This is a genomic window from Pseudomonas sp. 05L36 (assembly GCF_056398125.1).
Genome location: NZ_JBFTOU010000001.1, coordinates 339,867 through 365,525 on the forward strand (window position 1 = coordinate 339,867; position 25,659 = coordinate 365,525).

Sequence of the window (25,659 nt, forward strand, 5' to 3'; positions counted from 1 at the left end):
TCAGTGCTCCTGTTGATTAAGTTTTAAAGGGGTGAGATCGAGATGGGGATAGCTGAAGCCGGTAAACGGCTGCTCGCGCAGGTTCCAGAAGTCGCCGTGTTGTGCGCCGGACTGGACACGCAACGTGCCACTGGTGTTGACCTGGCCAATGCGTTCGCAGCGCACACCTTCGAAGGCAAAAGCGGCCTGCACCTGCGGCCAGTCACGCTCATCCAGCGTCATCAAAAAGCCGTAGCTGGGAAACACCTGTAGCCAGCGCGCGAGGTCGGCATCCGCAGGACAGGGCAGCGCAGATAAATCGATGCTCGAGCCGCAGCCGGTGGTTTCCAGTAGCATCAACAGGCTGCCGAGAATCCCGGCGTTGCTGATGTCTTTGGCCGCCTGCAGCAGCCCGGCTTCGGCAAGGCGCGGCAGCACTTCGAGCTTGCTGCGCAGGCGCTCGGCCGGTACGCCTTCGAAGGCCTTCCAGTACGTGCTGTCGGAATGCCAATGGCCGACAAGGTCCACCGCCATGGCGATCACCTGACCGGGAGCGACATGCAGGGTCGACAGTAATTTTTTCGCGATGCCGGTAATCGCTACCGCCAGCGCAGCCGGATTGCCCGCCGTGAGGCTGGTGTGCCCACCGGCCAGCAACAATCCATACGCGTCGCAGGCCGCACGAATACCCGCCAACAGCGCTTTGGCGGCCGCATCATCGTGATGCCAATAAGCATTGACCACCGCCGTGGCGCGCCCCCCCATGGCTGTGATGTCGCTGACATTGGCCATGACCGCCGACCACCCGGCAAACCAGGGTGCCGCCTCGACGAAGGCCGGCAACATGCCTTCGATGGCCAGCAGCTGAAAATGATCGCCACAGGCAATCGCTGCCGTGTCATCGCCGGGCAAGGCGTAAAGCTGTTCGCGGGTCAGCGCTTGTGCCGCACTGCCGATAACCGCCGCAGGTTGCTGGATAGCCTGTTTCGAGCGCATCGCTGGGGTGTTGCGCAAGGTTTCGAGCAGCGCGGGTAAATCAACGACGTCAGTCATGGAGAGCCACCTTCAGCGCACGTAACGACACCTGGCGCGGCATCAACGGGTAGCTCGGCAAATCCGCCTGCATCAGGCAATGCGGCTGGCCGAGCAATTCCAGTTGTTCGAGAGTTTGCCAGCTCAAGCCGTGAAAGTAGGTTTCGTTTTGCGTCTGTACAGTGGCGCGAAACACCTCGCAACCCAGGTCCTTGGCCCGAGACACCGCTTCATTGACCAGCGCCCTACCAATCATGCTGTGCCGCCGATACGCCGGCGCTACGCACAAGCGTCCGCCGTACCACAAACCCAGCTCTGGCTGATAGATGCGCACCGCACCGACCACCTGATCAGCGATGCCGCAATTGCCGGCCAAGGCGACGATGGCGATCGCCTGGAAATCATGGCTGTCTTTGTCCTGCACCAGCAGTTGTTGCTCATCGGAAAACACCGAGCGCCGCAGGGCGAAATAGGCCTGTTTCTCCCACTGTTCGCTGGCGGGTTTGACCAGCAATTCACCGGCACGGAACGGTTCGAACGTGCTGTCGACCAAAGCAAAGGCGAGATTCGGCATGGGTGTTCTCCGGCTTATTCGTAGCTTTTCAGGGCCGAGCACGCGCCACATTTGGCGCAACCGGCGTTGATCTGATCGGAGTGCAGACCGTGACGACGCAGGCTCGCGCCGATCTGCGGATAGAGCCGGGCCATCATCGCGCTGTCGGGTTTCGGGTGATGAGCCAGCGGTGTGCCATCGATGGGTACGAACGGCACCACGAACGGGTACACACCCAGCGCGCATAAACGCTCGCTCATTTCGCTGATCGCCGCTTCGCTGTCACCCAGGCCGGCGAGGATGTAAGTGCTGACCTGGCCCCGACCGAAGACTTCGACCGCCACGCTGAAGGCTTCGAAATAACGGCTCAACGGGACTTCGGCCTTGCCCGGCATGATCCGTTGGCGCACTTCATCGGTGACCGCTTCCAGGTGCATGCCGAGCGACACTACGCCGCTGTCGGCCAAGCGTTGGAACCAGTGATCGTCGTCCGGCGGCTCGCACTGGGCTTGAATCGGTAGAGCGACCACAGCGGTTACCGCCGCGGCGGATTCACACAAAATCGCCGCGCCACGGTCCGGGGTTTGTGGAGTGCCGGTGGTCATCACCATGTGCTTGACGCCGTCGAGTTCCACCGCAGCTTTTGCCACTTCGGCCAGTTGCTGCGGACGTTTTCGGGCAATGGTCTTGCCCGCTGCCAGCGACTGGCCGATGGCGCAGAACTGGCAGGAACTGCCGCGGTCATTGAAGCGAATGCAGTGCTGCAACACCGTGGTCGCGAGTACATCACTGCTGTGCAACGTGGCTATTTTCCAATAAGGGATACCGTCGGCAGTGCTCAAACCATAGAACTTCGGCACGCCTGGCATCTGCACTTGACCGACCTGCAGGCCTTCGCGAAAGATCAGCGCCTGGCTGCCATCGGCGCTGGGTTGCGCTTGATAGGGTGAATCCTGCGAGGCCTGATTGAGGATCGGCACCATCATGGTCCGGCTGCCAAAACTCAGCGCCTTGTGATCCGACGGTCCCGCGCCACCTTGCCGGGACAAGCCGTTCTGCGCAGCCGGCCAACGCACGCCATGGCATTGCAGTTCAGCGAGCAATTCATTGGTTTGCATGATCGGACTCCTCGTCGGCAACCGATGCAAAGTGGCCGCCGCGCTCATGGACATGCGCCGTGGGCGTGCGGTCGATCAACAGGCTGAGCAACTCCGGACGGCTGTAGTGCCCGACCGAATCCATCATGCGTTTGCGCTTGTCGATCAGTGCCAGATCGAGGTCGGCAATCACCACGCCTTCGCCGGAACGCAGCGGTTCTCCGAGCAATTTGCCTTCGGGAGAGACGATGGCGGTGAAGCAGCCACCCGAGATCGGGCCGAGGCCGCAACCGGTGTCCTGCATGATCTGGCCCTGCTGATCGGCATCCAGCCATGCGGTGGCGTTGACCACGAAACAGCCGGATTCCAGGGCGTGATGGCGGATGGTGACTTCGATTTGCTCGGCAAAAATATCGCCCACCAAGGAGCCGGGAAACATCGCAGCGTGGATCTGCTCGCCGTCCGCCATCAAGGCGTAACGGGCCAGCGGGTTGTAATGCTCCCAGCAGGCCAGCGAGCCTATGCGCCCCACGGCACTGTCGATCGCGCGCAGTCCCGAACCATCGCCCTGACCCCAGACCATGCGTTCGTGGTAGGTCGGGGTGATCTTGCGTCGATGCTGAATCAGGCTGCCGTCGGCATCGAACAGTAATTGCGCGTTGTAGATCGTGCCGCCATCGCGTTCGTTGACGCCGATGGAAACGACCATCCCCGCTTGCTTGCAGGCCTCGCCAATCGCCAGCGTGGCGGCGGATGGCACCGTGACCGATTGATCGAGCAATTTGAGGTGCTGTGCGCCCATGGCAAACGCCGGTTGCACAAACGAAAAGTACGGGTAGTAAGGCACCACCGTTTCCGGAAACACGGCGAACTGCACGCCTTGTCGACCGAGTGCGATGATCTGTTGGCAGACCTTGTCCACGGTGCCTTCGCGGCTGTAAAGCACCGGGCTGATCTGTACGGCGGCTGCGCGAATAATGGCCATGAGGGGTCCTGAGGTCAGTAGTGTTTGTAAGATCGACAACGGTCCTGTAGGAGCTGGCTTGCTTGCGATGCGGGCGGTGCGGTGTATCAGACGCACCGCCATCGCGAACAAGCTCGCTCCTACATATCAGGCCGTCCAGGTATCGATAATCATCGCGCCCTCACGGCGCATCAGCAGGCGCAGGTCCATTACGTCCAACGGATTGATCGGGCGGATGCCTTCGATCAGGGCTTTTTCGGTCTGCCCGTAGAGGGCTTGCAGGGCGAAGCGGCAGGCGTAGACCTCACCGCCCTCTTCCATGAATTGAATGAGCTGCTTGTTGACCGACAGGTGACCGGGGAAGGCTTCGGCACCCAGCGTCGGGAAACCGCGCTGCACACCCAGTTGCACACCCGGCCCGTACAGCAGAATCTTAGTTTCGAAGCCTTTGCGCAGCAGGCGTTTGGCCTGAAGCATATTTACCAGGCCAATGGAGCCCTCGAAGGCGATGGTGTGGAAGGTGATCAGGACTTTTTCGCCGGGCTCGGCCTTGATGTCTTCGAAGACTTTCTCTTCGTAATTGACCAGGAAGTCGCCGTCTTTGTAATGGGGGATGTCCACGGTTGGCATAGTGTCGCTCTCCAGTTGCTTCGTGCTTGAACGCCAGCCTGTGTTGGCTGCCGGGTTACAGGAGAGAGAGCGAATGCCGTGCCAGGAAATAAAATTATTTTCTGTGCAGTGGTAAGTGATTGATTAGGTTACGAATGACAATCTGATCCGGTTTTATATTGCGTATCTGATGCTATCGGTGAATCACGTATTCCCGTAGAAATACGAATATTCGTAGCGGCCAATCACGAGACTTCGTAGCCATGGCTGAAACAGACTCTCTCAACGGCTGGGCCGATCTGGCGTATTCGTCGCGGCACATGGTGTTCGAGCATTGCGCCGAGGCCATCGCGCTGCTCAACCCGTTTTCTGATCGGCTGGGTGACCTGAACATTGCTGCCTGTAAGTTGCTCGGCTACCCGCGTCAGGAGTTGCTGGAACTGCCGGTGAGCAAGCTGTTCGGCCATCAATTGGCCGACCTGATCGTGTTCACCCAGGCAGTGATGGACAAAGGTCGTGGCTGGACCGAAGAGTTGAGCTGCAACTGCAAAAGCGGCGAGCGCATCGAGCTGGAAATCTCCGCCACCACCTTGCAGATCAAGGGTGAGCAGCACTTGATTCTGGTGATGCGCGAGTTGAGTCATGAAAAGTACCAGCGCGACCAGGCGCATACCGAGCGCACCATGCGCGGCGGGCTGATCGAGTGGCGCAACATTCTCAACCTGTTTCAGGAAAGCGAGCGCGATAACCAACTGTTGCTCAGCTCCGTGGGCGACGGCATCTACAGCATCAACAGCGATGGCCTGGCCACCTTCGTCAACCCGGCCGGCGCGCGCATGCTGGGCTGGGAGCCGCAGGACATGATCGGCAAGAACATCCATCGCATCCACCACCATACTCACGCGGACGGCAGCCATTACCCGGTCGAAGAGTGTCCGATCTACAAAGCCGTGCGCGACGGCGTGGTTCACGAAGGACGTCAGGAGGTGTTCTGGCGCCGAGACGGCAGTTCGTTTCCGGTGGAATTCACCAGCACTCCGGTGATTTCCGACGGCCGAATCGTCGGTGCGGTGGTGGTGTTTCGCGACATCACCGAGCGGCGCAGCACCGAAACCCAACTGCAAAATGCCTTGGATGAACTCAAGGTCCTCAAGGAGCGGCTCGAAGAGCAAAACGCTTATTTGCAGGAAGAGATTCACATCGAGCACAACTTCCGCGAGATCGTCGGCCAGAGCGAGCCGATCAAAAAAATCATCAAACAGATCGACGTGGTCGCCCCCACCGATGCCAGCGTGTTGATCAACGGCGAGTCGGGTACGGGAAAGGAACTGATCGCTCGCGCCATCCATCAGGCCAGCCGTCGTAATGCCAGCCCGCTGATCCGGGTCAATTGCGCGGCGATTCCTGCCGAATTGTTCGAAAGCGAATTCTTCGGGCACATTCGCGGTGCCTTTACCGGCGCTGTGCGAGATCGCGTCGGGCGCTTTGAACTGGCCGATGGCGGTACGCTGTTTCTCGACGAAATCGGCGAAATCCCGCTGGAGCTGCAAAGTAAACTGCTGCGGGTTTTGCAGGAAGGCCAGTTCGAACGGGTCGGCGAAGAACGCACCCGCAAGGTCGATGTGCGGATCATTGCCGCGACCAATCGCGATCTGCGCCAGGAAGTCGCTGCGAAGCATTTTCGTGAAGACTTGTATTTCCGGCTCAACGTTTTCCCGATCCAGTCTCCGGCGCTGCGTGAACGTCCGATTGATATTGCGCCCCTGGCGGCGCACTTCCTCAAGCAGACCGGCAAGCGCCTGAACATGCCAGGGCGGCGCTTGCGTAACAGCGATATCGAGCGGCTGCAAAGCTACTCCTGGCCGGGGAATATTCGCGAACTGCAAAACGTCATTGAGCGCGCGCTGATCACCTCCGTCGGGGCGGATCTGAACCTGGACTTGCCCGACGAACCTAAAACCACCGTCACCCAAAAGCCTTTCCCCTCGTCCCAGATCATGACTGACGCGCAGATTCGGGAACTGGAGCGCAACAACATGCAGGCCGCGCTCAAGGCCTCCGACGGCAAACTGTTTGGAAAAGGTGGCGCAGCCGAACTGCTGGGCCTGAAACCCACGACCTTGGCGTCGAGGTTCAAGCGACTGGAAATCAAGTTGGAGAACTGATTCGATCGTGGGCATGGTTTGGCACTTGACCACGCAATCTCGTAAAAGCCTCTACGAAAATTCGTATTTCCACGCAATTACGTAATTTCTGCGACGCCATCAGCGATGCCCAGGCGTATTGGACACTAAAAATAATATTTATTATCAAATAGTTAGCGATTAGCTTGAAACCATCAACGTGCTGGCACGACCTTCGCTTCTGAGTGCTGCAACCGATAAGCCAAACGGGCCATCGATAACAGCAGATCCAGGATGCCTACCATGCCGACAACCTCTGCTTTCACCGTCTCACGTTCAGAAACCTACCTGGCTTCGATGCCCAACCTGGCCTTCACCGGCCTATCGGAAAACTGGTTACTGAAAGAATGCGGGCATCAACATTGGCTCGCACTGGCCCAACTGCATGATCGGCCTCTGCCTGATTTCGTCGATGAGCAAGGGCGCATCGCCTATGCCGCGTTCACCGCAGTCAAAACGTGGAATTTACAGCTGGAAGCCATCATCGAGAATCGCTCGTTCCAGATTCATACGCGGATCGGGCGCGGTGGACAGGCCCGGCATTACAGCGAACATGAGGTTAGACTGGGTGATCGCCTTGTGGGGCAACTGGCATTGCTGTCCACCTTTGTGAGCCGTCAAGTACCGGGCGATAATCGCAGTGTCAGCAAAGCATGTTTGAACGGCACTCAAGTACCCGCGACCCCGCTACCTGAGGCGTTGCAAGCACTGCAAGCCGACAATCGTCGAATACGCAGCGGCGACTGGTGCAGTCATTTCGGCATTGACCGTCAATCAACCGAAGCGCGCGTGTTTGATTTTACGCCCTGCCCTGACATCGACTTCAACGGTGCCGACCTTCTGTACTTCGCCAACTTTCAGGCCCTGGTCGAACGTGCGGAATGGGCCCTATTGGGATTGCGCCGCCCCGGCCACATTCGTCAACGCGAGCTGCACTTCTACGGCAACCTCAATATCAGCGACAGCGTGCAGCTCAGACTGCACACCGGCCAGTCAGGTCATCGAGAGTTGCACTGGTGTGAAGTGTATCGGCGCAGCGACCTCTTCAAGCTGGCTGACATTTTCACCCGGAAAATCCACCTCTCCGATTGCAGCCGACCATGAGCCATCCTCCTCTCTGGCGGCCCGAAGGCCTGCGACTCAAGCCGGTGTACCACGGCAGTGACCTGGACGGTCTCGAGCACCTGCACAGCCTGCCCGGCAAAGCGCCTTTTGTGCGTGGCCCCTATTCGAGCATGTACCCGGAAAAACCTTGGACCGTGCGCCAGTACACCGGATTCGCGAGTGCCGACGCCAGCAATCAGCGTCTGCGGCAACGTTTGTCCGAGGGCGCAACGGGTATATCACTGGCCTTCGATCTGCCGACTCATCGCGGTTACGACTCAAGTGATCCGCAATGGCAGGCGGATGTCGGCAAGACTGGTGTCGCCATCGATAGCGTCGAGGACATGGCCGAACTGCTAGACGGCATTGCTCTGGACCAGGTGTCGGTGTCACTTACCATGAACGGCGCAGTGCTGCCGGTGTTGGCAGCGTTCATCGTTGCCGCAGAAGAATCCGGCGTCGCTGCGACTCAACTCAGCGGCACGATCCAGAACGATATTCTCAAAGAGTTCACGGTACGCAACACCTACATTTTTTCGCCACAACCCTCAATGCGCATTACCACGGATGTGATCGGCTACTTGAACGAACACGTTCCGCGGTTCAACCCGATTTCGGTGTCCGGCTATCACTTTCAGGAGGCCGGTGCGGATGCGGTGCTGGAGCTGGCATTGACCTTGGTCAACGCCAGAACCTATGCCGAGGAGGTGCAAAAAAGCGGGCTGGACCTGCAAAGTTTCTGTGAACGAATCAGTTTCTTTTTCGGCATCGGCAGCGACTTTTTCACCGAAATCGCCAAGTGTCGCGCGGCCCGTCTGCTCTGGTCCGAAATCACCCAGGCCCTGAACGTGCAGAGTGAAAAAGGCCGGGCACTGCGCATGCACTGCCAGACCTCAGGCTGGTCACTCTGTGCTCAGGATCCGCTCAACAATGTCACGCGCACCACCGTCCAGGCCATGGCCGCGGTATTTGGCGGTACGCAGTCTCTACACACCAATGCCTGGGACGAAGCCTTGACCTTGCCCAGTGAGGCGTCGTCTAGGTTGGCCAGCAATACCCAGCATATCCTGCAGCAGGAAACCGGACTTTGTGATGTGGTTGATCCTTGGGCGGGGTCCTACATGATGGAATCCCTGACGGCGCAAATGGCTATGGAGGTTCGCCAACGGATGGCGGAAATTGATGCTCAGGGCGGGGTGTTCCAGTCGATAGCGTCCGGTTGGATCAGTCAGGCCATCCACCTTCAGGCCCTGGCCACCCAGGTCCGACTCGATAGCGGAATTCAACGGCGTGTTGCTGCAAGTGAGCAAGCGCACGCGGCGCCAGAGTCAGCGTCAGCGTCAGCCGTGGACAGCCAGGCACTGCGCGCCCGACAGTGCCGACGCCTTAGTCGCTTACGCCTGAGGCGCGACACCGCTCGGGTTGAAACCCTTCTGGATTCGATCACTGAGTGCGCACGCTCCGGTCAGGGCAACCTTCTGCAGGTGACCATGGCTGCCATCCGGGCACGGGCGACCCTCGGCGAATGCACCCAGGCCCTGGAAAAGGTATGGCCACGTTTCCGGCAGGGCCTGAGCTTTCACGCAGATTTTTACGGCCCCTCTGTGAGTGAGCACCCGGGTTGGGCGCAGGTAGGTGCACGCCTCTCGACCTTTGTCGCGCACCAGGCTCGGCCGCCGAGGATTCTGCTGACCAAACTAGGCCAGGACGGGCATGACCGAGGTATTCGGCTAATTGCTGCGGCACTGGCCGATGCCGGCTTCGAAGTGCGCCTTCTGCCCTTGTTTCAAACACCGATTCAGTTACTGGAATCCTTGGATGAAGAAAACCAAGTGGACCTGATCGGGATTTCAAGCCTGGCGGGGGGGCACCAGGAACTACTCACTGAACTGTTGAGCCTGTTGAAAAAACGTGAGCTCGACATATCGGTGGTCGTGGGAGGAATCATTCCAGAAGCCGATGCGCGTCAGTTGCTGGACTTGGGGGTCAAGGCCTGTTTCGGTGCAGGACAGGAAATGATTGAAATTATTCAACAGATGGTCGATTTGCTCGTTCCCCCTCATTCGCAGCTCGGCACATCAAATCAACCCCACTCTGAGGAACCGTTAACTTGCCCTACTCCGTCAGTAACGCCACGTGACTGCGATTGGTGATTAACTCACTCATCGTAAACGATGACTGGGAACCGCCAATTCAAAAATGCGCCACTATGGGGAACACAACGAGAATTGTTGTGAATTAATGATTGCGAAACTTCATTTGCCGACGACGCTAAATAGATCGTGGATATAAATTTACTACCCGAAGTAGACGCTGCGGCGCCGACCGGAATGAATATATTTGTCACTGACATTACCACCACAATAAATCATGAATATTATCACCGCCGCACGCTTTTATAATGCAGAAACAAACAATTTTTTATCGCCAATTCATTGACTAGCTAACATCGAGATAATGCGACGACCCGATAGTTCATAACGCATTAGTAATTAAGCTACGTTGTTGATTTTTTCTCAACCGAAAGCGGCCAAAAACTCCGTTGCCTGTATTGGTCAAGCTAATTATTTTGGACAACAGATCACTGTCCGGTTTAACTCCTAACAATAAGAGGAAGATGAAAATGCGTATCGCCGTCCTTAACGATATTCACAATGCCTACGAAAATACCGCAGGCATCCGCCGACTGCGTGAACACGCACAGGTCAAAATCTTCACCGGCCCCCTTAGTGGGCCCGGCGATTTGAAAGGCTACGATGCGGTCATCGCCAATCGTGAGCGCACTTTGTTTACTGCCGAGTTTATGGAACAGACACCGGAACTTCGCATCATCGCTCAAACGGGTAATCACGCTTACCACATCGATCTTGAGGCCGCGCAGCGGCTAGGTATCGTGATTGCCAAGGCCACTGGAGGATTCTGTACCAGCGCAGGCGAGTTCACGTTCGGATTGATGATGGCCTTGATGAGAGAAATCCCATGGGTCGACAGCGCCGTCAAACGTGGTGAATGGCCAACGCCTATGACTCGGGTCCTGCGCGGCAAAACGCTGGGCATTGTGGGTATGGGTAACATCGGTCGTTACGTATCACAGGTTGCCCAAGTATTCGGCATGAATGTCGTAGCGTGGGGGCCGAGGCTGACGGCGGAAGACGCTGCGGCGGTTGGAGCCCAAGCATTGGAGCTGGATGACCTGATGAGACAGTCTGATATCGTTTCGGTACATGCCACGTTGGCCCCGGAATCGCGCGGGTTGATTGACGCGCGCCGCCTGGCCCTGATGAAACCATCCGCCTACATCATCAACACTGCGCGCGGTCCGATTATCGATGAAGCCGCACTTGTGCGAACGCTCGCAGAAGGTCGGATCGCTGGCGCTGCACTGGATGTGTTCGATCAGGAGCCCTTGCCAGCGGGGCACGCCTTGACTGGTCTTTCGAACGTCATTCTCACGTCCCATCTCGGCTGGCCAACCGATGAGATGTATGCACAGTTCGCTGATGCCGCAGCTGATGCACTACTGGGTTGGAAGAAGGGTATTGATGTCCCACGCTTCCTGCCTCATCACTGATCACTTCGCAATTCCCCCCAGGGCCGATTGGCCCTGGTCTACAACAAGAATAAAAAAGAGGTGGCTTCGATGCTGACCCTATTGATTTTATTAGCGATCCTGGCGTCCATCGGTGTCGGCTACTGGCTCAACGTGAACACTGGGCTATTGGCGATTGTTTTCGCCTATTTCCTTAGCGTTACTACCCCCGGTACGACCCTGAACGAACTGATCTCACTTTGGCCTACCAAACTGTTTTTAATCATTTTTGGAGTCACGTTCTTCTTCGGCTTTGCCATCGCTAACGGCACACTTGAGCAAATTGCAAATCGTGTGGTCTATGCAACACGCAATCGCTCTGCGGCTATTCCTTTTGCCTTATATGGATTGGTGATGCTGATTTCTGGCGTAGGGCCGGGACACTATGCTGTATTTGTTTTTCTCTCCCCGCTGGTTATGGCAGTTGCGAGCAAGACTGGTATGAGTCGACTACTAGGCGCTGTGATCGTCGTATGCGGAGGAATGGCCACCACATTCAACAGCATTAGTCTTGGAGGTCGAGTGACTCAGGGGATATTCGAACAAATGGGCTTCGACACCGCTACTGCCGAACTCTTCACCCACCAACTGCTACTGGACTCACTAATTGTACAGACCGTTCTTTTTGTTGCAGCCTACGTTTTGTTGCAAGGCTATAAGACCCGATGCCTGGTGGCGGATGCACCACCCCCGTTAGACGAAGTACAACGTAAAACGGTAGTTTTGGTACTCGTCATACTGGGGTTGGTCATCGTACCGAGCCTTCTGGCAGCGATTATTCCAGGGCAGGGTCTACTCGCAACTGTCAGAACCGCTGTAGATCCAACGTTTATCTCATTGCTAGGCGTAGTCCTGGCGCTGATTTTCAAAATCGGAGATGAACGCACTGCCTTGGCTAAGGTGCCGTGGTCGATCATCATATTGCTGTGTGGCATGGGGATGCTCATCTCCGTCGCGACGCGAGCCGGCACCATCGATGCTTTATCTCAATGGCTGGGATTACACGTCGGATTCAACTCTGTGGTTTACGCCACGGGTATCTGCGCGGGGATCATGAGCTTCTTCTCAAGTACGCTCGGCGTAGTCATGCCAACGTTATATCCAATCGTCCCAGGCTTGGCCGCAAAGACTGGTGTTAGTCCAACGGTGCTGTTTTCTGTGATTACTTCGTGCGCAATCATGACCGGTTTTTCACCATTCTCCTCAGCGGGTGCGATGGCGCTGGCAGGTGTTCAAGAAGAAGCCGAACGCAGTCGACTTTTCTACCAACTCTTCATGGTTCCGCTGTTGGGTGTAGCGGTTGTATTCACATTGGCATTCTTGAGCGTGCTGGGCTGAGTGATCGCAGGCAGAGTGATTGCTCAGGTGCCGGTTCGCTTGTGCGAAAATGCATAGATCGTGTGCGTAGCTGGGGAATTTTAAGCATAGAGAGGTTTCAGCAGAATGTTCACAAGCCAACCCAATGAGGCTGGCGATGTTGGTTAACAACGTGACTTCTGGAGAAACATCATGAAATTTACAAACACCATTGGCGCCGTCGTAATTGCAACGATCAGCATTTTTGCTCATGCAGATCAAGACAGCGTGCAACCCCCAGCTACCCCTTATAGCTACACGATGAATCTCGACGTTGCCGAGGTGATTGCAATGGATGAACCTGATCCAGCAGAGTGCCAAGTGGTCGAGGCGTACATGACCTACAGTACGACCGAAGGTAGCCTGCAACGCATCAGTTATCGGAAATTTGCTCAATCGTGCAACTCTCAGAACTGATGGTTTATGTGCCCCGTCCATCGGCAGTCTGGCTGTGGCAACATCGAGTTGCCACGTGCCAGGCAGGCACCATAACTCGGCAAAGGACTTATGTGATGTTTGATTGGGAAGATCTGCGCTACTTTTCGGTGTTTGCTCAGGAACAGTCGTTATCCGCGGCCGCGCGCAAGTTGAAAGTCGATCACGCTACTGTCGCAAGGCGAATCAGTGCACTGGAAGCATCGCTGAATCTGAAGTTGGTAGACCGTCGCCCTAGAGCTTACGTCCTGACTGCGGACGGAGAGCGTATTGCCAACCTAGGTAAGCGCATGGAAGTCGAATCCTTTGCAGTGGAGCGAAGTGCTTTAGCAGGCCAGTCCGGGGTTGTCGGAGAGGTCAAAGTCAGCGCGCCACCTGCGCTAGCCTGTTCACTGATTGCTCCACACCTAGGAAAGCTTCGCCAACAACATCCGCACCTCTCTCTGCAATTGCTTGGGAACCTGGGCAGCGCGTCCCTCAATCGCCGGGAGGCAGACATTGCCATTCGCTTGAGCCGCCCTACAGAGCCCGATTTTGTCGCGCGAAAAATCACATCAATTCTATTTGCTTTGTACGGTTCCGCCGAATACCTGGATCGAACACCTGTTGATCAACTGACATTCATTGCCTATGACGAGAGCATGGAACAAACCCCTCAGCAGCTATGGTTGCTTGAACAGGCTGGTGATCGCCCTATTCTTCTACGCAGTAACGATCTAAACATTCAGGCAATGGCAGCGAAAGCGGGTGTTGGACTCGCAGTGCTACCGTACTTTCTCGGTGAACAATATTCACTGAAGCCTGCTGGCATTTCTGGACCGGCATTAGAACGTGAAGTGTGGCTGGTGACTCATAGTGACATTCGTCATACCGCATCAGTACAGGCCGTCATGACGTTTTTGGCTCAGTGCCTCGCCCGGTAACCTGACGCCGGGGAATATTTTCAGTCGACGGTAAGCGGAACAGCGTCGGTCGACATAGCCCCCTTCAGGCGGCCAGCTGGAGGCGAAACGGAACAACAACACTCTTGCAGAACTTGTCTATTGGAATGCTGGTTGGGGCCCGACACTTCCCTATCAACTCCGCGGCAACTGTGGTACTGCGCTCATCTCTCGCGGAACGGCGTACCGCGAGGTCCCAAGTGGTTCCGTCCAGCCATCGCGCAGCTTTTATCTTTGGTGCGTTCGCACACTAAAGAGAGACAGCAGCTATGGTCCGTTCGACGAAGAGCTTACATCAGGGGCACTGTTCGTTTAGGCGAATTGTCGGCCGGACCATTCCTCAAGGGACATCTACCGGAGTCTCTGACTGCGGTAGCACTCACTCAATTGCAGACTCGCTCCACCGAAGGTGAAACAGTCTGCATGGTATTGAAAGTTGGCGCCGTTATTTGCGCACACCCCGCGAACCTGGACGGGCTTTCAACGCCGCGCGAATGGCGTCGAAGCGATGGCGAAAATCGTGTCTATACTTTTTATCCAGGCCTGCTATCGCATCCCGCGCAAATTTGTTAGCACGTTTGAACAGTTCGACCCGGCCATTGGAATCGACGGTGAATACCAGTAAGCGGTGGGAGAAGTTGCCAGTGCCTCCTGCGCGTCCCGCAAGGTAACGCTGCATTTTGAGTACCCCGATCAATTTCACCTCCTCGGATTTGAGCAGGCTCAGCAGGCATGATCGATCCACGTTGATGCGATGGCCACCGACTTCCCAGCGGTGTTCCCCTCGCCCTCCAGTCGCGCCCCAAGCTTCGGTCCTGAAGCAAACCCCAGTACTGTTCGACCAACAGCGCCCTCCCACATCGTCAGCCACCAACCCCAATTGGTCACGCACCCAGGCACTGGGTGCCGGACGACGCTGCGCGCTGATAAACGCGTAGGGGTCATGCTGATCAAGGTTCGAGTCGGTACGTGCCACGCCATCTATCCAGGTACGGATCCCATGACCGCTCCCCCCGAAATGACTTTCGACGGACTCCGGATCTTCAGGTAGAGAGCAGAAGAACCTGCCCTCGGTCAGTAGCGTCATCACCACCGCAGAAAGGTCGTCGACCGTAACAAGCACGCTGGAAAGCGAAACCGTGCAATCCGTGGAAATTGACCAACGCCCACTAACCGGTAACGATTCGCTTGTTAATTGGGCTTCAGAAATGCCCAGCATCGGCTTCAGTAGCGCATGATCGTCGCGTTCACTGGCGGTATTATCCGTCTCCGGCATCGGTATGGCATCGCTGTCGGGAAGATCGACGGGGAACAGATCCGTGAGTTCAGCCAGCCACTGACCGTTTGCGCACGATAGACGATAGTGCTCAAGAAAATCGGCCCAGGCATCATCGCTCCATTCATCTCTGGTTACCTCGCGCGTCTGCAAGAACTCGCCCGCGCATAACATGAGTGCATGCCACCCCAGGTAACCGCCATAACGATCTACTTCCGGCATCGAACCCGACGACCAATCATTCTCGTAGGAACGCCGCGCTCGGTGATCGTCATACATGGAGTGGGCGTTGGCATCCCAACCGTGCACCCAATGCGTCATGCGGCTTTCAATTTCCCATTCTGCGCAGCTGAATACGCGACACAGTCGCTCGACATGGTACTTGGTGAAGTCGTAATCGAGGTGGAATGCCTCTGGGCCTGGTTGCGCCGTGTCCGGCTTAGGCTGATAGCGACGTTTCTGGAATTCGCGCGCCATGACCTGAGGGAAAGGCGATCGATTCGTGTTGTCTAGACGTTGCAGCAGCTTGTCTCGTTCAGACGGATCCAGTACGGCGGCCAAGGCGCGCAATGTATCAATGGCAAAGGCACGCATGACGACATGGGGAAAGTTATCGGCAAAGGCCACCTGTTCGAAAAACTGAAGGTGCACGACGAGTTGTTGTGGATGATCCAGGGCAATCCGTGCCAAGGCAATCAACAGCCATAGTTGGGAATGCATTGGGTAGGCCGGCAGCTTGGCATCACCAAAAGGGCCGATGCCAGAATCGGTGAAGCGCTGAATTAAATGGGCGATGACATCAAATCGCTTAACCGCCGCCAAGCGCGATACTGCGTGTACTGCACGCCAGCGCATGGGCGCATGCGAGTGCCCCAAACGGGCCCAAATCAATCCAGCCGTGACCCCTTCTGGGTTCAATACCAACGCCAGCTCAGGGGTCCACGGGCCATCACCGATCTCGCCTGGCAGAGTGACTGCTGCCAGCTTCAGCAAACGTGTGAGTCCTTCTGCCAGAGCAGCATCCCGAACACCAGGGGCCAATTTTTCCGCCAATCCCAGCCAGGCATCTCCCGACACTTCAGCGACGGACGACCCCAGTCCCTCCAGCACGGCATCGACAAGCCCTGCGCGATCACTGTGGAAATATTTCAATAACCCGTCCCAGTCTGCTGAACGCCAGCTCTCCGATTGTAGCAACTCCTCAGCGTGCAGACGCGCCAACCTCAGTCCGAGTTCTGGCAGGGCTAGGTCCATGGCCGGCGAACGAGCGCCCCAGATGGGTAAAAATTTGTCTAAAGCCCAGATCTTGTCGCTCAGACTGGCGACACCGCTGGTCACCACGGCCTGTACGAAGGCCAAGCGCCGGGCCGGGGGTTCCTGGCCTGCCAGATGCGCAAGGTCGCGTAACGTCCCCAACGGCCAGCGGTGCCCGTTGACAGGTTCCTGCTCGAGTATCATGCGATCGATAGCAACTGGGTCGGCCAGATCGATCGCCACGCTTGCCGACGGGTTTGGCCGTGGCTCACGTGGTGAGGTCGTGGGCTCCAAGCGCAAGCGCTTTAGGAGTGCCGCAAGACGCACCCGAGAGGGCGAGGTGTTGGGCAAATATTCGGCGGCCAGCCGATTCCATGCCTCGAGGTGAGATCGCGGTGGCGACAATTGGTCATTGCGATCGAGTTCAATCAACAATTGTTCAAAGAACCATTCGTGGTGCTGAGCGGGCAACGAAGTCAGTGCAAGTTCAGCAAACTGCCCAAGAGACCAAGTCCAACTTTCTATCGGCGCCGCCAGACCAATCAGGCTCGTCGCGATGTCGCCACTGACTTTGCCGTGGCGCAGTAGCTGGGTCAGACTCGGGCCCAGCGACAGACCCAGCGCAGCGTTGTCCCGGTCATTGAGTCGGGCGATCACCGCCAGCGTGCTCAGGCCAGCGATGGGTACCATGGCTTTGGCGTATTCGGACCAAGGGAACTTGGCATCATCGTTCTGATTGAGCTCAAAGATGCGTGCAAGCGTATGCCCCGCCTCTGCTGTTAACTCTTGCCCCTGGTAATGCCCGGTGAGCTCCAGCAGGAAATTGGTGCGATCAAAATCTTCTGAGCCAACGGCTTCGGCCAAGTCAAGGGGCCGTCGGAAGTATACGGCCGCCTCTTCCGGTGCAATTCGCCAGACCGCTCGGGCTAACGAACCATAAGCGCTAATCCGCGCACCTATCTCTGTCTCCAGTAGAATTCGGCGTTCCACCTCTTTTGCCAAGTCGAGCGCAGAGTCATGACAGGTCGCCTCGCGCGAGAAGCGCTCGATGACCCCCGTCAGTTGCGGTATGTAGAAGCCCGGCGCATCAGTGAGCCAGGTAACCATGTGTGAGGCCACCTCGGCGTCGATCACCCCAACGGCGTCGGCCACCTGAAACAGCGCCTTAAAGCCGACTCTGGCGCGATAGGCCTTACCATCAGTGAAGGGATACTCCGAGGACTTTTCAACGTCTTGCGCCAATTGCGCCAGAGCCTGACAGAGTAACCGCCGCGCGGACGGTGCATCGGCAGCCTTCACCAAGTCAGCGATCACCTGGGCATAGGGCAATAACGGTTCAATTCGATGTTGCAGCGTGTTGCGATATTCTGTGCGGCGCCGATAGTCGAGCTTGTTTTTGCGTCGACGTCTGCCGTCGTTGGCTGCTTCCTCCAGACGTTGGCGCAGCGCTCGCTCGAAGGTGGCCGCTCCCCGTGTATGTAGACTGCGGGGTACCAAGAGCAACAGCTCATTCGGGACGAGTTGCATCAGTGTGACTGGCTTTGCGTGCACGGCGGCTGTCAACCCGGCCTGGACAACTAACAACTCAGGCTGTTCATCACCGCCCCATCGACCGAAACTATATAAATGAGGGCGTGCCGAATTCGTGCTGGCCAGAATTGCTTTCGCCTCCCCGGGACATGCCAACGCAATCGCCTGAGCGGCGCCGGACAAACAGAGTGAGAGCGGGACTGACGGTTGCTGCTCACAGGCAGCCGCTAGGCGTCGAATGAATTGGCGGTCTTGCGCCGAGTCGCGCTGAGAGTACTGCAAAGCGGCAGCCCACAGAGCAGGCGACGCCAGTCGGCAGCGTTGCAGGCGCCGCCGAAGGCGCTCACTAGGTGGATGATTAGTGTGCAGATGACGTTCGAACAGGTCGAATAAAGTACAAAATGCACCGAATGCGGTCTCGGGCTTTTGCCGAGCAAAGAAATTAGCCACGCGAACATCATTGCCCGCCAGAGCTTCGACATAGGCAAAACCGATTTCGTCCAAGCGGGTCGAAGCCTTACCCGGCTCAAACACTTCATTTTCACCCCCATCCCGGGCTAGATCGTGCCATTCGATTGCGCGGCGCGCATGACGACGTGCCTAATTAAAATCGCCACCAAACGCATAAGCCAGGGCTATAGCCGCATGCCGTCCGCCCGGCCAACCGACTTGAGTCGAGAACAATCGACGTAGCGCCTCGGCATCATCGGCGATGGCAGTGAGGTCGGGATATTCATAAAGGAACCGGTCGGCTCGCTCGTGGCCTGCAGCGACAACCGACGCTTCGAGCAACAGTTTGATCAGGTCTTCACGGCGCTTCTGCACTACACATAGCGCGATGGCGGCGCTGATCCGCGCCAGGCGAATGTCGCGGATGCTGACTTGAGTGGCCGCCAAGGGCACGCGCTCATCAAAGGCCAGCGCGATCAACGAGTCCGCCTCACCCAAGTTGGTGAGCAAGGCAGGTAGTGCGCGAGCCGCATAGTTCGAGGCAACCTGCCTGGCGAAGAGTGCCGTGACAATTGTGCTACGGGCAGTCATGTCGACGGAGTGGGTGCGAGAATCACATCCTCGGTGGGCTCATCGCGGAACATCAAACCGTGGCGGGTGCGCTCAAGCAGTGGGGCCAAATCGGCCGCAAAGCTTTCCGCCTGCGCGGAAGGCATGCCGCAGGCACAAGCCAACTCCTCGATGGGCACCGGCGGTGGCAGTAATGCCAGACCGGACAAAAGCAAGTTGATCTCATTGTCCAGTGCGCCCTTGGAACGCGCCTGTGCCCGGGCGGCCTCAATTCGCTGACGCAACATCTGATCAAGACGCTCGCCAGGTGTAGCGGTTCGCTCCTCCAGACTGACAGGCAGGTCGAACGGGCGCCCTCCGCTTAGAAGTGTGTCCAAGCACCTCGCATTGCCACCGGAGCGTCCTACTAGTGCCGCAATTTCTACCTCGGAGGCACCCGCCACACGGGCCAAGATCAATCGCCGAGACTCGTCAGTGGAAAGAGAGGGAACCGCCAACGTGCGATGTTCAGTCGCCCCCACAGCCATCTCGAGGCGCTCACTGCGACAGGAGGAGACTATGTTCACTCCCGCAATAGGTTCGACCGCCAGGCTACGCAGTAAGGCATGTGCAAACGAGTGGGAATAGGTTTCCTTGGCAGCCATCGCGGAGTGATCGATAGCATCAAGCAAAATCACCACGTTGGCATCGTGCGAGACCTGGCGTAGTGTCGTGACCGCTTGTACCAAGCGCTGTCGAAAGGCGCGCAGCAGGCTTACGGGTTCGACAGTGGGTAAAAGGATGTCGCACAGGCCGTGACCGGCCAACAAGTTGGCTAAGTGAATCAGCGTTTTCTCCGATCGATGCCGACCATCCGCAGGGTCTCGCCAGCGACCGGCACCAAAACCGTCGAACACCACCACATGGTCGCGCTCACCCAGGGCGTCGGCGAGACTTTGCATGAGCACAGTTTTGCCCATGCCTCCGGAGCCGTGGATCACCAGAGGCAGTCCGGGTTCTCGGATCAGGGTCAAGGCGTCCTGGAGAATGGGGCGCGCGATAACCGTGACCACCGGAGGAAAGGCGTCCTCTGTCGGGTAGAGCTGTTCTTCATGGGCGATACCGAGTTCTGCCAGTACGGCGACGCGATTAATCCGTTTGTCGCCGTCCCAGTCCGATGCCTTGCTGCGTACAAGACTGCGCAGTTTCAGCAGGCGGGTTTCGGCTTGTGGATCATTGGTCGCACTCCACGATGCCAAGATTTGGCCTGCAGCGCGCTCAGCCTCACGTAGAGAGCCACGAGCACCCGACAGCGAGAGGCGTTTGAGCAGGCGTCGGCGGTCGTGCGGGTAGTCATTAAGTGCATCGGCCACTTGCGTTTGTTGCCGACCAACGTCACCGGTTCTTTTCTCACCTAAGATGATCGCGTGCAGTGCTTCGATCAGGTGGGGATGAATCGGTCGGTTAGTCACAAAATCGTAATGAACGACCTGCTCAACATGCGCTTGGCCATGGCGTGTTTGTAATTCAACATCGGTCTGTGCAAATTTCGTGAGTGTCTTTGCTAGCACTGCTGCCCGAACAGCAACCTCGGCACTGGCAATTGAATATTTGAATTGAATGATGTCCACTCGAGAGGCATACGCCACCTCCGCATGACCGTAGTAGCGGACCAGATCGGCAATTTCGACCGCGCCACTATCCAGGCCGGCTTCATCGACCTCCTCAAAGCCTTCTAGGGTAATTGACGCTAGATCGGTTCGTGGCAACAGTAACTCTAATGCCATACGTGCCGCCCAGGCCTCGTGGAAAGCATGCCCGGCTTTCGAGGCGCGCACCTTGTCTATGCCCTTGCCCGCGCCGAGAAAGGCGTCCTTGTTCTCGCCGGTCATTTTCTTTGAACTCATTCCTTTGCCCATTTCTGATGAACAGTGCCGAACAGGCAACCATGCGTGAAGTTAACACCGGCTGTCAGCCGAGCGGCTGGATTTTGCCGATTATCGACCGCTAGAGCGATCGACACAGCCCGTTGTTGCCTGTTTCATCGCGCGCCAGTCTGGCCGCTTTTGATTTTGCACAATCACCGCATGTGGAAACGGTCAGACACTGTGCCCATTGTCCCCATGGATGTGATCATTATCGGAGGCGCTCACCAAAAGTTGAAGCCAGTCCTTCGGGAGCAAATATTGCCCGTTAACGCGTTGGCTTTGACGTGTTTCTGGTCGCTACCGATAGTACTCACGGCATTAACCGTGCAATCGCTCAACCAACGAACGTCGCTACAAGACGATGAGGCCCAAGAGCGTTTTTACACACTCTTGATCGAAAGCGGCCTTACGCCAAGAGGGATCGGAAAGCCTGCACCGACGGACACTCTGTAGCCTCTATCGGGAGGTGTGTACCTGACTTTGCTCTTGGCACTGCATCGGCCTTGGATCCCTCCATCACATTTAAGAAGTCTTCAACGCTGCAGGTTTTTGGGGCCGAGGCTTACGCTTGGTTGTGGGAGCCTGACGTCCTTGCGTCAGTTGCTGCTCCAGCGTGTCAGCACGGGCCTGCTGCGCTGCGGCACGTTGCTGGGTTTGGCTGAGCTCGGTTTGGATCAACTCCAGTCGCCGTTGCAACTGCTCGACGTGTCGCCCGGCCTCTTTGAGCTGGGTCGACATCGCCTTGCCCTCTTCCCGCGCGCGGTCGACCTCGCGGTGGGCGCGATCTTCGACGCCACGCACGTAGCTCTCCTGCGCGACGCGCTCCTGCTCGGCCTTAAGCCGCAGCGCCTGCAGTTCCAGCTGTACTGTCTGACTTTGCTGCTGAGCTTCACGGCGCTCGTCCAACAAGCCTTCACGCTGCTGTTGCAGGTCCTCGACCTGCGTCTGGCGCTGAGACAGCAACAACTCCAAATCTGCCAAGCGCAATTCAGCTGCCTGACGCCCAGCCAAGGCCTCCGCCGCCTGCTGGCGAAATAGTGCCGCGTTCTGACGTGCCTGATCCTCGACCGCGGCCACCCGCTCGCGTTCTTCAATCAGCACCTGACGTTGCTCCGTGAGTGCCTGTTCGGCGACGCCTTGCGCCAGGTGAATGGCCTGCTGCCACACCGCGACAAAGGCCTGCGACACGTCCCCGGGCAATGACGGTAGACGGGTCTCACCCTTCAGCCGCTCGGCCAGGCGCGCCCACCATTGATCGAGCAAGCCGCCGACCCGCGCCGGGCTGCCGCGACCGAGTTCCAGGCGCACCCGCTCCACGGTCGGCCGTTCACCGCGGGCCAGGACTGCATCAGCGGCGGTAAATACGTCGTTTTCCGGCACTCCTACTGCCATATCCCACCTCCGGGTATATTAGGTCTGATAATGGAATGTTATCCGCCGTTATTTTCCGCAGACGGAAATTTCAGTCCGATGAGCGTACTCAATGCTACCGATCAGTGGCCCCTGGTCGACGAAACCCCGCTGGCCCCGCATTTTCTGGCAATTAATGCCCAGGAAGCGGCGGCAGCGTTTATCGCCGCCGGCACCGCAGCGAATACCGTGCGCAGCTACCGCAGCGCCCTCGCTTACTGGTCGGCCTGGTTGCAGTTGCGTTACGGCCAGGCGCTGGGCGCTGCGCCACTCCCCGCCACCGTGGCCGTGCAGTTCGTCCTCGATCACCTGGCGCGGCCGTTGGCCGACGGCACCTGGGTCCACCTGTTGCCGCCGGCGATTGACGCCGCCCTGGTCAAGGCGCGGATCAAAAGCAAGCCGGGGCCATTGGCGTTCAACACGGTCAGTCACCGGCTGGCGGTGATGGGTAAATGGCATCGGATCAATAGCTAGGACAGTCCATGTGAGGCGCCGGCGATGAAGACTCTGCTGCGCGAAGCGCGCAAGGCGCAGTCGCGTCAGGGGGTGGCGGTGCGCAAGAAGACCGCTATCGTGCTTGAGCCATTACAGGCGCTGTTGGCCACTTGTACGGACGGAGTACGCGGGGTGCGTGATCGGGCCCTACTGCTGCTGGCATGGAGTGGCGGCGGCCGGCGGCGCTCGGAAGTGGTGGGCCTTCAGATCAGCGATGTGCGCCAACTGGATGCCGGCACTTGGCTGTATGCCTTGGGCACGACCAAGACTGACACCGGCGGCATTCGCCGCGAAAAGCCGCTGCGCGGACCAGCGGCAGAGGCGCTCGCCGCATGGCTAGATGCGGCGCCCGTTGACAAAGGGCCGCTGTTCCGCCAGCTGCATAAGGGCGGCAAGGTCGGTACCAGCGCGTTGTCAGCGGACCAAGTGGCGCGCATCGTCCAACGCCGGGCTAAGCTTGCGGGATTGGACGGTGATTGGGCGGCGCACAGCTTGCGTTCAGGCTTCGTCACCGAGGCCGGCCGTCAGGGCGTGTCACTAGGCGAGGTCATGGCGATGACCGAGCATCGCAGTGTGGGCACGGTGATGGGCTATTTCCAGGCCGGTTCGCTGCTCAGTAGCAGGGCAACCGAGCTACTCACAGAGCCAGCCTCGGCCACTGATGCGAAACAAGATCCGCTAATGCCTGCCGAGCGCATTCTGTAGCGCTCCAGTTGCATATCGCTGCTTATCAAGAGATATGAACGCTAACGTAAAACCTTCGCCGCCACGATTGCTAGCCGTTTTGTCTTTTCAAAAAATCGCTTCAATGATTCGAAGTCACTGCATTCAGCCCTAACTCATTAGCAATGCACGGGTTAAGGTATTTTCCTCCAAAATCGGACAGCCTCATCCGCTTGTGAAAATTGTACACTTCGAATCGATTAACGAGCGCCTAATGTACTGCGTATATTCCGGGCAAACTAATTAGGCGCACTATCTAACAGGTAGGCGAAATGCTTCTTAATAGGATCATTCCACGCAACTCCGCGTGTTTGTAGCCAATCCAAGTATGTGGGCACCCTCCTCGCATCGCTATGCATTGCTTCCCACTGCCAGCGAAGGTCATCAGATTTATAGCCTAACAACATACACCATACGTCCAAGCACCTTGGTAGCTTCAGCACCAGCCCAAGCATAGCGAACATTGCCATGCGAATTTCGACAGTGTGCTCACCTATGTCCTTACATACAAAAGCTTCACATCCTGCGTCGGGGAAAAGTGGAGAGCGCAGCGAGGACCATGATTTGATGCCTAATAGCTGTGCAATATACGATGGTGGATCGAATGGATAACTTCGCTTCTTTCCAATAATGGCGAGAACGTCCCCCATCATCAACTCCATCTCAGTAGAGCTTGCAACAATTTCCACATTGTCAATATGGAAAGAATTATTCTTTAAGGATGCTTGATACCAGCGCTGAAAATATAACGCCATATAGAATAGCGCCTTAGATAGTCTACCCCCCCATAATCTTTGGCGTACAGGCGGCCAAGGCGCTGCCCGCTGCGGAATAAAATCTAACGATGCATAATTTTTGATTGCGGAAAACAGAGCTTGAGAAGCCGAGGTGCTTGTTGCTTCAATCAACAATCGTTCATGCACCGGACAAATAGTAAACCACCAATAAGACCATAGCGTTCGCGATGACGGCCGTCGGCCACTTCGAAAGTCGTCAATAAGGCAATACTCACAGAAGTGACAGCGACCAATACTTGGAACTTTAAGCCAACTGCTAACCAAAGGGAAATTTCGCATAAGGTCTTGACTTGAAATGCCTAACGCTTTAGATACACTATCAACATTCGCACGCAATACCATGGCATCAATATCCTCGATATCATTTCGTTTGATACAATCCATGGCGCGCAAAAAAGGCATGGAGTTACTTGCATACGAGCCTCGATTCAACCAAGATGACAACGACTCTTGATGTATGGGCTTCAGCAAACCACCAAAGTATGCATTACTCCTCATCGTCAAAGCGCTCCAAATAGGGAGGCATGGCGGCCGCTTTGTTCAAGCACTCGAGATCAATCGCTTCCTTACCGTCGATTATCGCCCAAATCGCACCCCAGGTTATCCGCCTGACGATTTGACCAGTAACACCTTCGGAGGCAATCAATAAAAACTTTACTTTCTCTCGCCGCCATAGTTCAGAGGGCCTCCTCAGCGGTAACGCACTCTCATATCCAGCAAGAAAAGACCTGAAAGTCTCATTTTCTTTCCATCGCGGTAGATCATACAGCTGGAAGCGTCGTATCAACTGAGCATCACTGTTGATAGCGTGAACCGCATCGTCGGTGCCAAAACCTATAATCGATAGTGACATCGGCGGACTACTTAAGGCCCGCAGAAAAGCGAGGTTTCTACGCTGATCCATCCGACTGGCATAGAGTAAATTGTGCAGTTCATCAATCAGAATAAACCGCATATTTCGAAGACGAGCTAACCTGCACAACGCTTCAGGAATAACTCCATTGCGGATTTTACCAATCGGCACGCCGAAGGCATTGCTGATAGTATCTTCAAGTGAAATCAATGTAGGATTCGAGGCGACGCTAAAAGTGATGAAGCTGGGATGTTCTTTATTTCGCTTTCTGAGAGTCTCTAAATCCGATTGAATTTTCTCACAAAGACTGGTTTTACCCATTCCAGCCTGGCCGGATATCAAGAGACATTCGGCCTGCGTTTTATACGGCATTTCATACAATGCTCGGGCCACACCCCGGACTGAACTTACTACAGGATAATTAATCCAACAATCCTCATGAATACACCGGATTCGGGCTTTGTCACCGAGTACTACCAAATTTCGACGTTGTGGTGAAATATGTTCAAAACTCTCTGCGACTTTCATAACCATCACCTCGTCGCCATTAGA

The 25,659-nt window shown here is 56.7% G+C and carries 18 protein-coding genes and 1 pseudogene; 8 read left to right on the top strand and 11 right to left on the bottom strand.

Annotation, left to right across the window (positions count from 1 at the left end):
* The 5 genes from AC1DKH_RS01510 to AC1DKH_RS01530 all read right to left on the bottom strand — a co-directional run bounded on the left by AC1DKH_RS01510 (window position 1) and on the right by AC1DKH_RS01530 (window position 4,255).
* Window positions 1–1,032, bottom strand: coding sequence for a sll0787 family AIR synthase-like protein (locus tag AC1DKH_RS01510; RefSeq protein WP_477797211.1), 1,032 nt, complete (start codon window positions 1,030–1,032; stop codon window positions 1–3).
* Window positions 1,025–1,585 carry an MSMEG_0567/Sll0786 family nitrogen starvation N-acetyltransferase gene (locus AC1DKH_RS01515; protein WP_477797212.1) on the bottom strand — a complete coding sequence of 187 codons (561 nt, stop codon included), beginning with the start codon at window positions 1,583–1,585 and terminating at the stop codon, window positions 1,025–1,027. Before AC1DKH_RS01515 ends, AC1DKH_RS01510 begins: the two co-directional genes overlap by 8 nt.
* Before the next feature lie 14 nt (window positions 1,586–1,599).
* Window positions 1,600–2,682: an MSMEG_0568 family radical SAM protein gene (locus AC1DKH_RS01520; RefSeq protein ID WP_477797213.1), complete on the bottom strand. Its 1,083-nt coding sequence runs from the start codon at window positions 2,680–2,682 to the stop codon at window positions 1,600–1,602.
* A complete protein-coding gene (locus AC1DKH_RS01525) occupies window positions 2,669–3,646 on the bottom strand; it encodes a Nit6803 family nitrilase (protein WP_477797214.1) in 978 nt (325 codons plus the stop codon). The genes AC1DKH_RS01520 and AC1DKH_RS01525 overlap by 14 nt, the downstream gene beginning before the upstream one ends.
* Window positions 3,647–3,772: 126 nt before the next feature.
* Complete coding sequence (locus AC1DKH_RS01530; protein WP_477797215.1) at window positions 3,773–4,255, bottom strand: MSMEG_0572/Sll0783 family nitrogen starvation response protein; 483 nt, start codon at window positions 4,253–4,255, stop codon at window positions 3,773–3,775.
* A 242-nt stretch (window positions 4,256–4,497) separates the two neighbouring features.
* Between AC1DKH_RS01530 and AC1DKH_RS01535 the strand changes: the two genes are divergently transcribed.
* The 7 genes from AC1DKH_RS01535 to AC1DKH_RS01565 all read left to right on the top strand — a co-directional run bounded on the left by AC1DKH_RS01535 (window position 4,498) and on the right by AC1DKH_RS01565 (window position 13,824).
* Window positions 4,498–6,399, top strand: coding sequence for a sigma 54-interacting transcriptional regulator (locus tag AC1DKH_RS01535; protein ID WP_477797216.1), 1,902 nt, complete (start codon window positions 4,498–4,500; stop codon window positions 6,397–6,399).
* Window positions 6,400–6,660: 261 nt separating this feature from the next.
* Window positions 6,661–7,521 (top strand): Pnap_2097 family protein, encoded by an 861-nt coding sequence (locus AC1DKH_RS01540; protein WP_477797217.1) that lies wholly within the window; start codon window positions 6,661–6,663, stop codon window positions 7,519–7,521.
* The gene (gene scpA, locus AC1DKH_RS01545) at window positions 7,518–9,674 is read left to right on the top strand and encodes a methylmalonyl-CoA mutase (RefSeq protein ID WP_477797218.1); all 2,157 of its coding nucleotides are present in this window, start codon (window positions 7,518–7,520) and stop codon (window positions 9,672–9,674) included. The genes AC1DKH_RS01540 and scpA overlap by 4 nt, the downstream gene beginning before the upstream one ends.
* A 470-nt stretch (window positions 9,675–10,144) precedes the next feature.
* On the top strand, window positions 10,145–11,092 hold the full coding sequence (locus AC1DKH_RS01550; RefSeq protein WP_477797219.1) for a D-2-hydroxyacid dehydrogenase family protein: 948 nt from the start codon (window positions 10,145–10,147) through the stop codon (window positions 11,090–11,092).
* 69 nt (window positions 11,093–11,161) lie between these two features.
* Window positions 11,162–12,448: an SLC13 family permease gene (locus tag AC1DKH_RS01555; protein ID WP_477797220.1), complete on the top strand. Its 1,287-nt coding sequence runs from the start codon at window positions 11,162–11,164 to the stop codon at window positions 12,446–12,448.
* 171 nt (window positions 12,449–12,619) lie between these two features.
* On the top strand, window positions 12,620–12,883 hold the full coding sequence (locus tag AC1DKH_RS01560; protein WP_477797221.1) for a DUF2790 domain-containing protein: 264 nt from the start codon (window positions 12,620–12,622) through the stop codon (window positions 12,881–12,883).
* A 95-nt stretch (window positions 12,884–12,978) separates the two neighbouring features.
* Window positions 12,979–13,824, top strand: a complete 846-nt coding sequence (locus tag AC1DKH_RS01565; RefSeq protein WP_477797222.1) for a LysR family transcriptional regulator — start codon at window positions 12,979–12,981, stop codon at window positions 13,822–13,824.
* Window positions 13,825–14,287: 463 nt separating this feature from the next.
* Here the strand turns inward: AC1DKH_RS01565 and AC1DKH_RS01570 are convergent, their stop codons facing one another.
* The 4 genes from AC1DKH_RS01570 to AC1DKH_RS01585 all read right to left on the bottom strand — a co-directional run bounded on the left by AC1DKH_RS01570 (window position 14,288) and on the right by AC1DKH_RS01585 (window position 22,221).
* Window positions 14,288–18,406 carry a hypothetical protein gene (locus AC1DKH_RS01570; RefSeq protein ID WP_477797223.1) on the bottom strand — a complete coding sequence of 1,373 codons (4,119 nt, stop codon included), beginning with the start codon at window positions 18,404–18,406 and terminating at the stop codon, window positions 14,288–14,290.
* A 96-nt stretch (window positions 18,407–18,502) separates the two neighbouring features.
* Window positions 18,503–18,832: a hypothetical protein gene (locus AC1DKH_RS01575; protein ID WP_477797224.1), complete on the bottom strand. Its 330-nt coding sequence runs from the start codon at window positions 18,830–18,832 to the stop codon at window positions 18,503–18,505.
* 107 nt (window positions 18,833–18,939) lie between these two features.
* Entirely contained in the window at window positions 18,940–20,808 is a 1,869-nt protein-coding gene (locus AC1DKH_RS01580; protein WP_477797225.1) for an ATP-binding protein, read from the bottom strand.
* Between the two features lie 543 nt (window positions 20,809–21,351).
* Window positions 21,352–22,221, bottom strand: coding sequence for a DNA-binding protein (locus tag AC1DKH_RS01585; RefSeq protein WP_477797226.1), 870 nt, complete (start codon window positions 22,219–22,221; stop codon window positions 21,352–21,354).
* 78 nt (window positions 22,222–22,299) lie between these two features.
* Between AC1DKH_RS01585 and AC1DKH_RS01590 the strand changes: the two are divergent.
* Window positions 22,300–23,439: pseudogene (locus AC1DKH_RS01590) on the top strand (site-specific integrase).
* Between the two features lie 257 nt (window positions 23,440–23,696).
* On the opposite strand, the gene AC1DKH_RS01595 reads toward AC1DKH_RS01590, so the two are convergent.
* Window positions 23,697–24,752, bottom strand: coding sequence for a TniQ family protein (locus tag AC1DKH_RS01595; protein WP_477797227.1), 1,056 nt, complete (start codon window positions 24,750–24,752; stop codon window positions 23,697–23,699).
* Window positions 24,742–25,635: a TniB family NTP-binding protein gene (locus AC1DKH_RS01600; protein ID WP_477797228.1), complete on the bottom strand. Its 894-nt coding sequence runs from the start codon at window positions 25,633–25,635 to the stop codon at window positions 24,742–24,744. The genes AC1DKH_RS01595 and AC1DKH_RS01600 overlap by 11 nt, the downstream gene beginning before the upstream one ends.
* Window positions 25,636–25,659 lie beyond the last annotated feature (24 nt).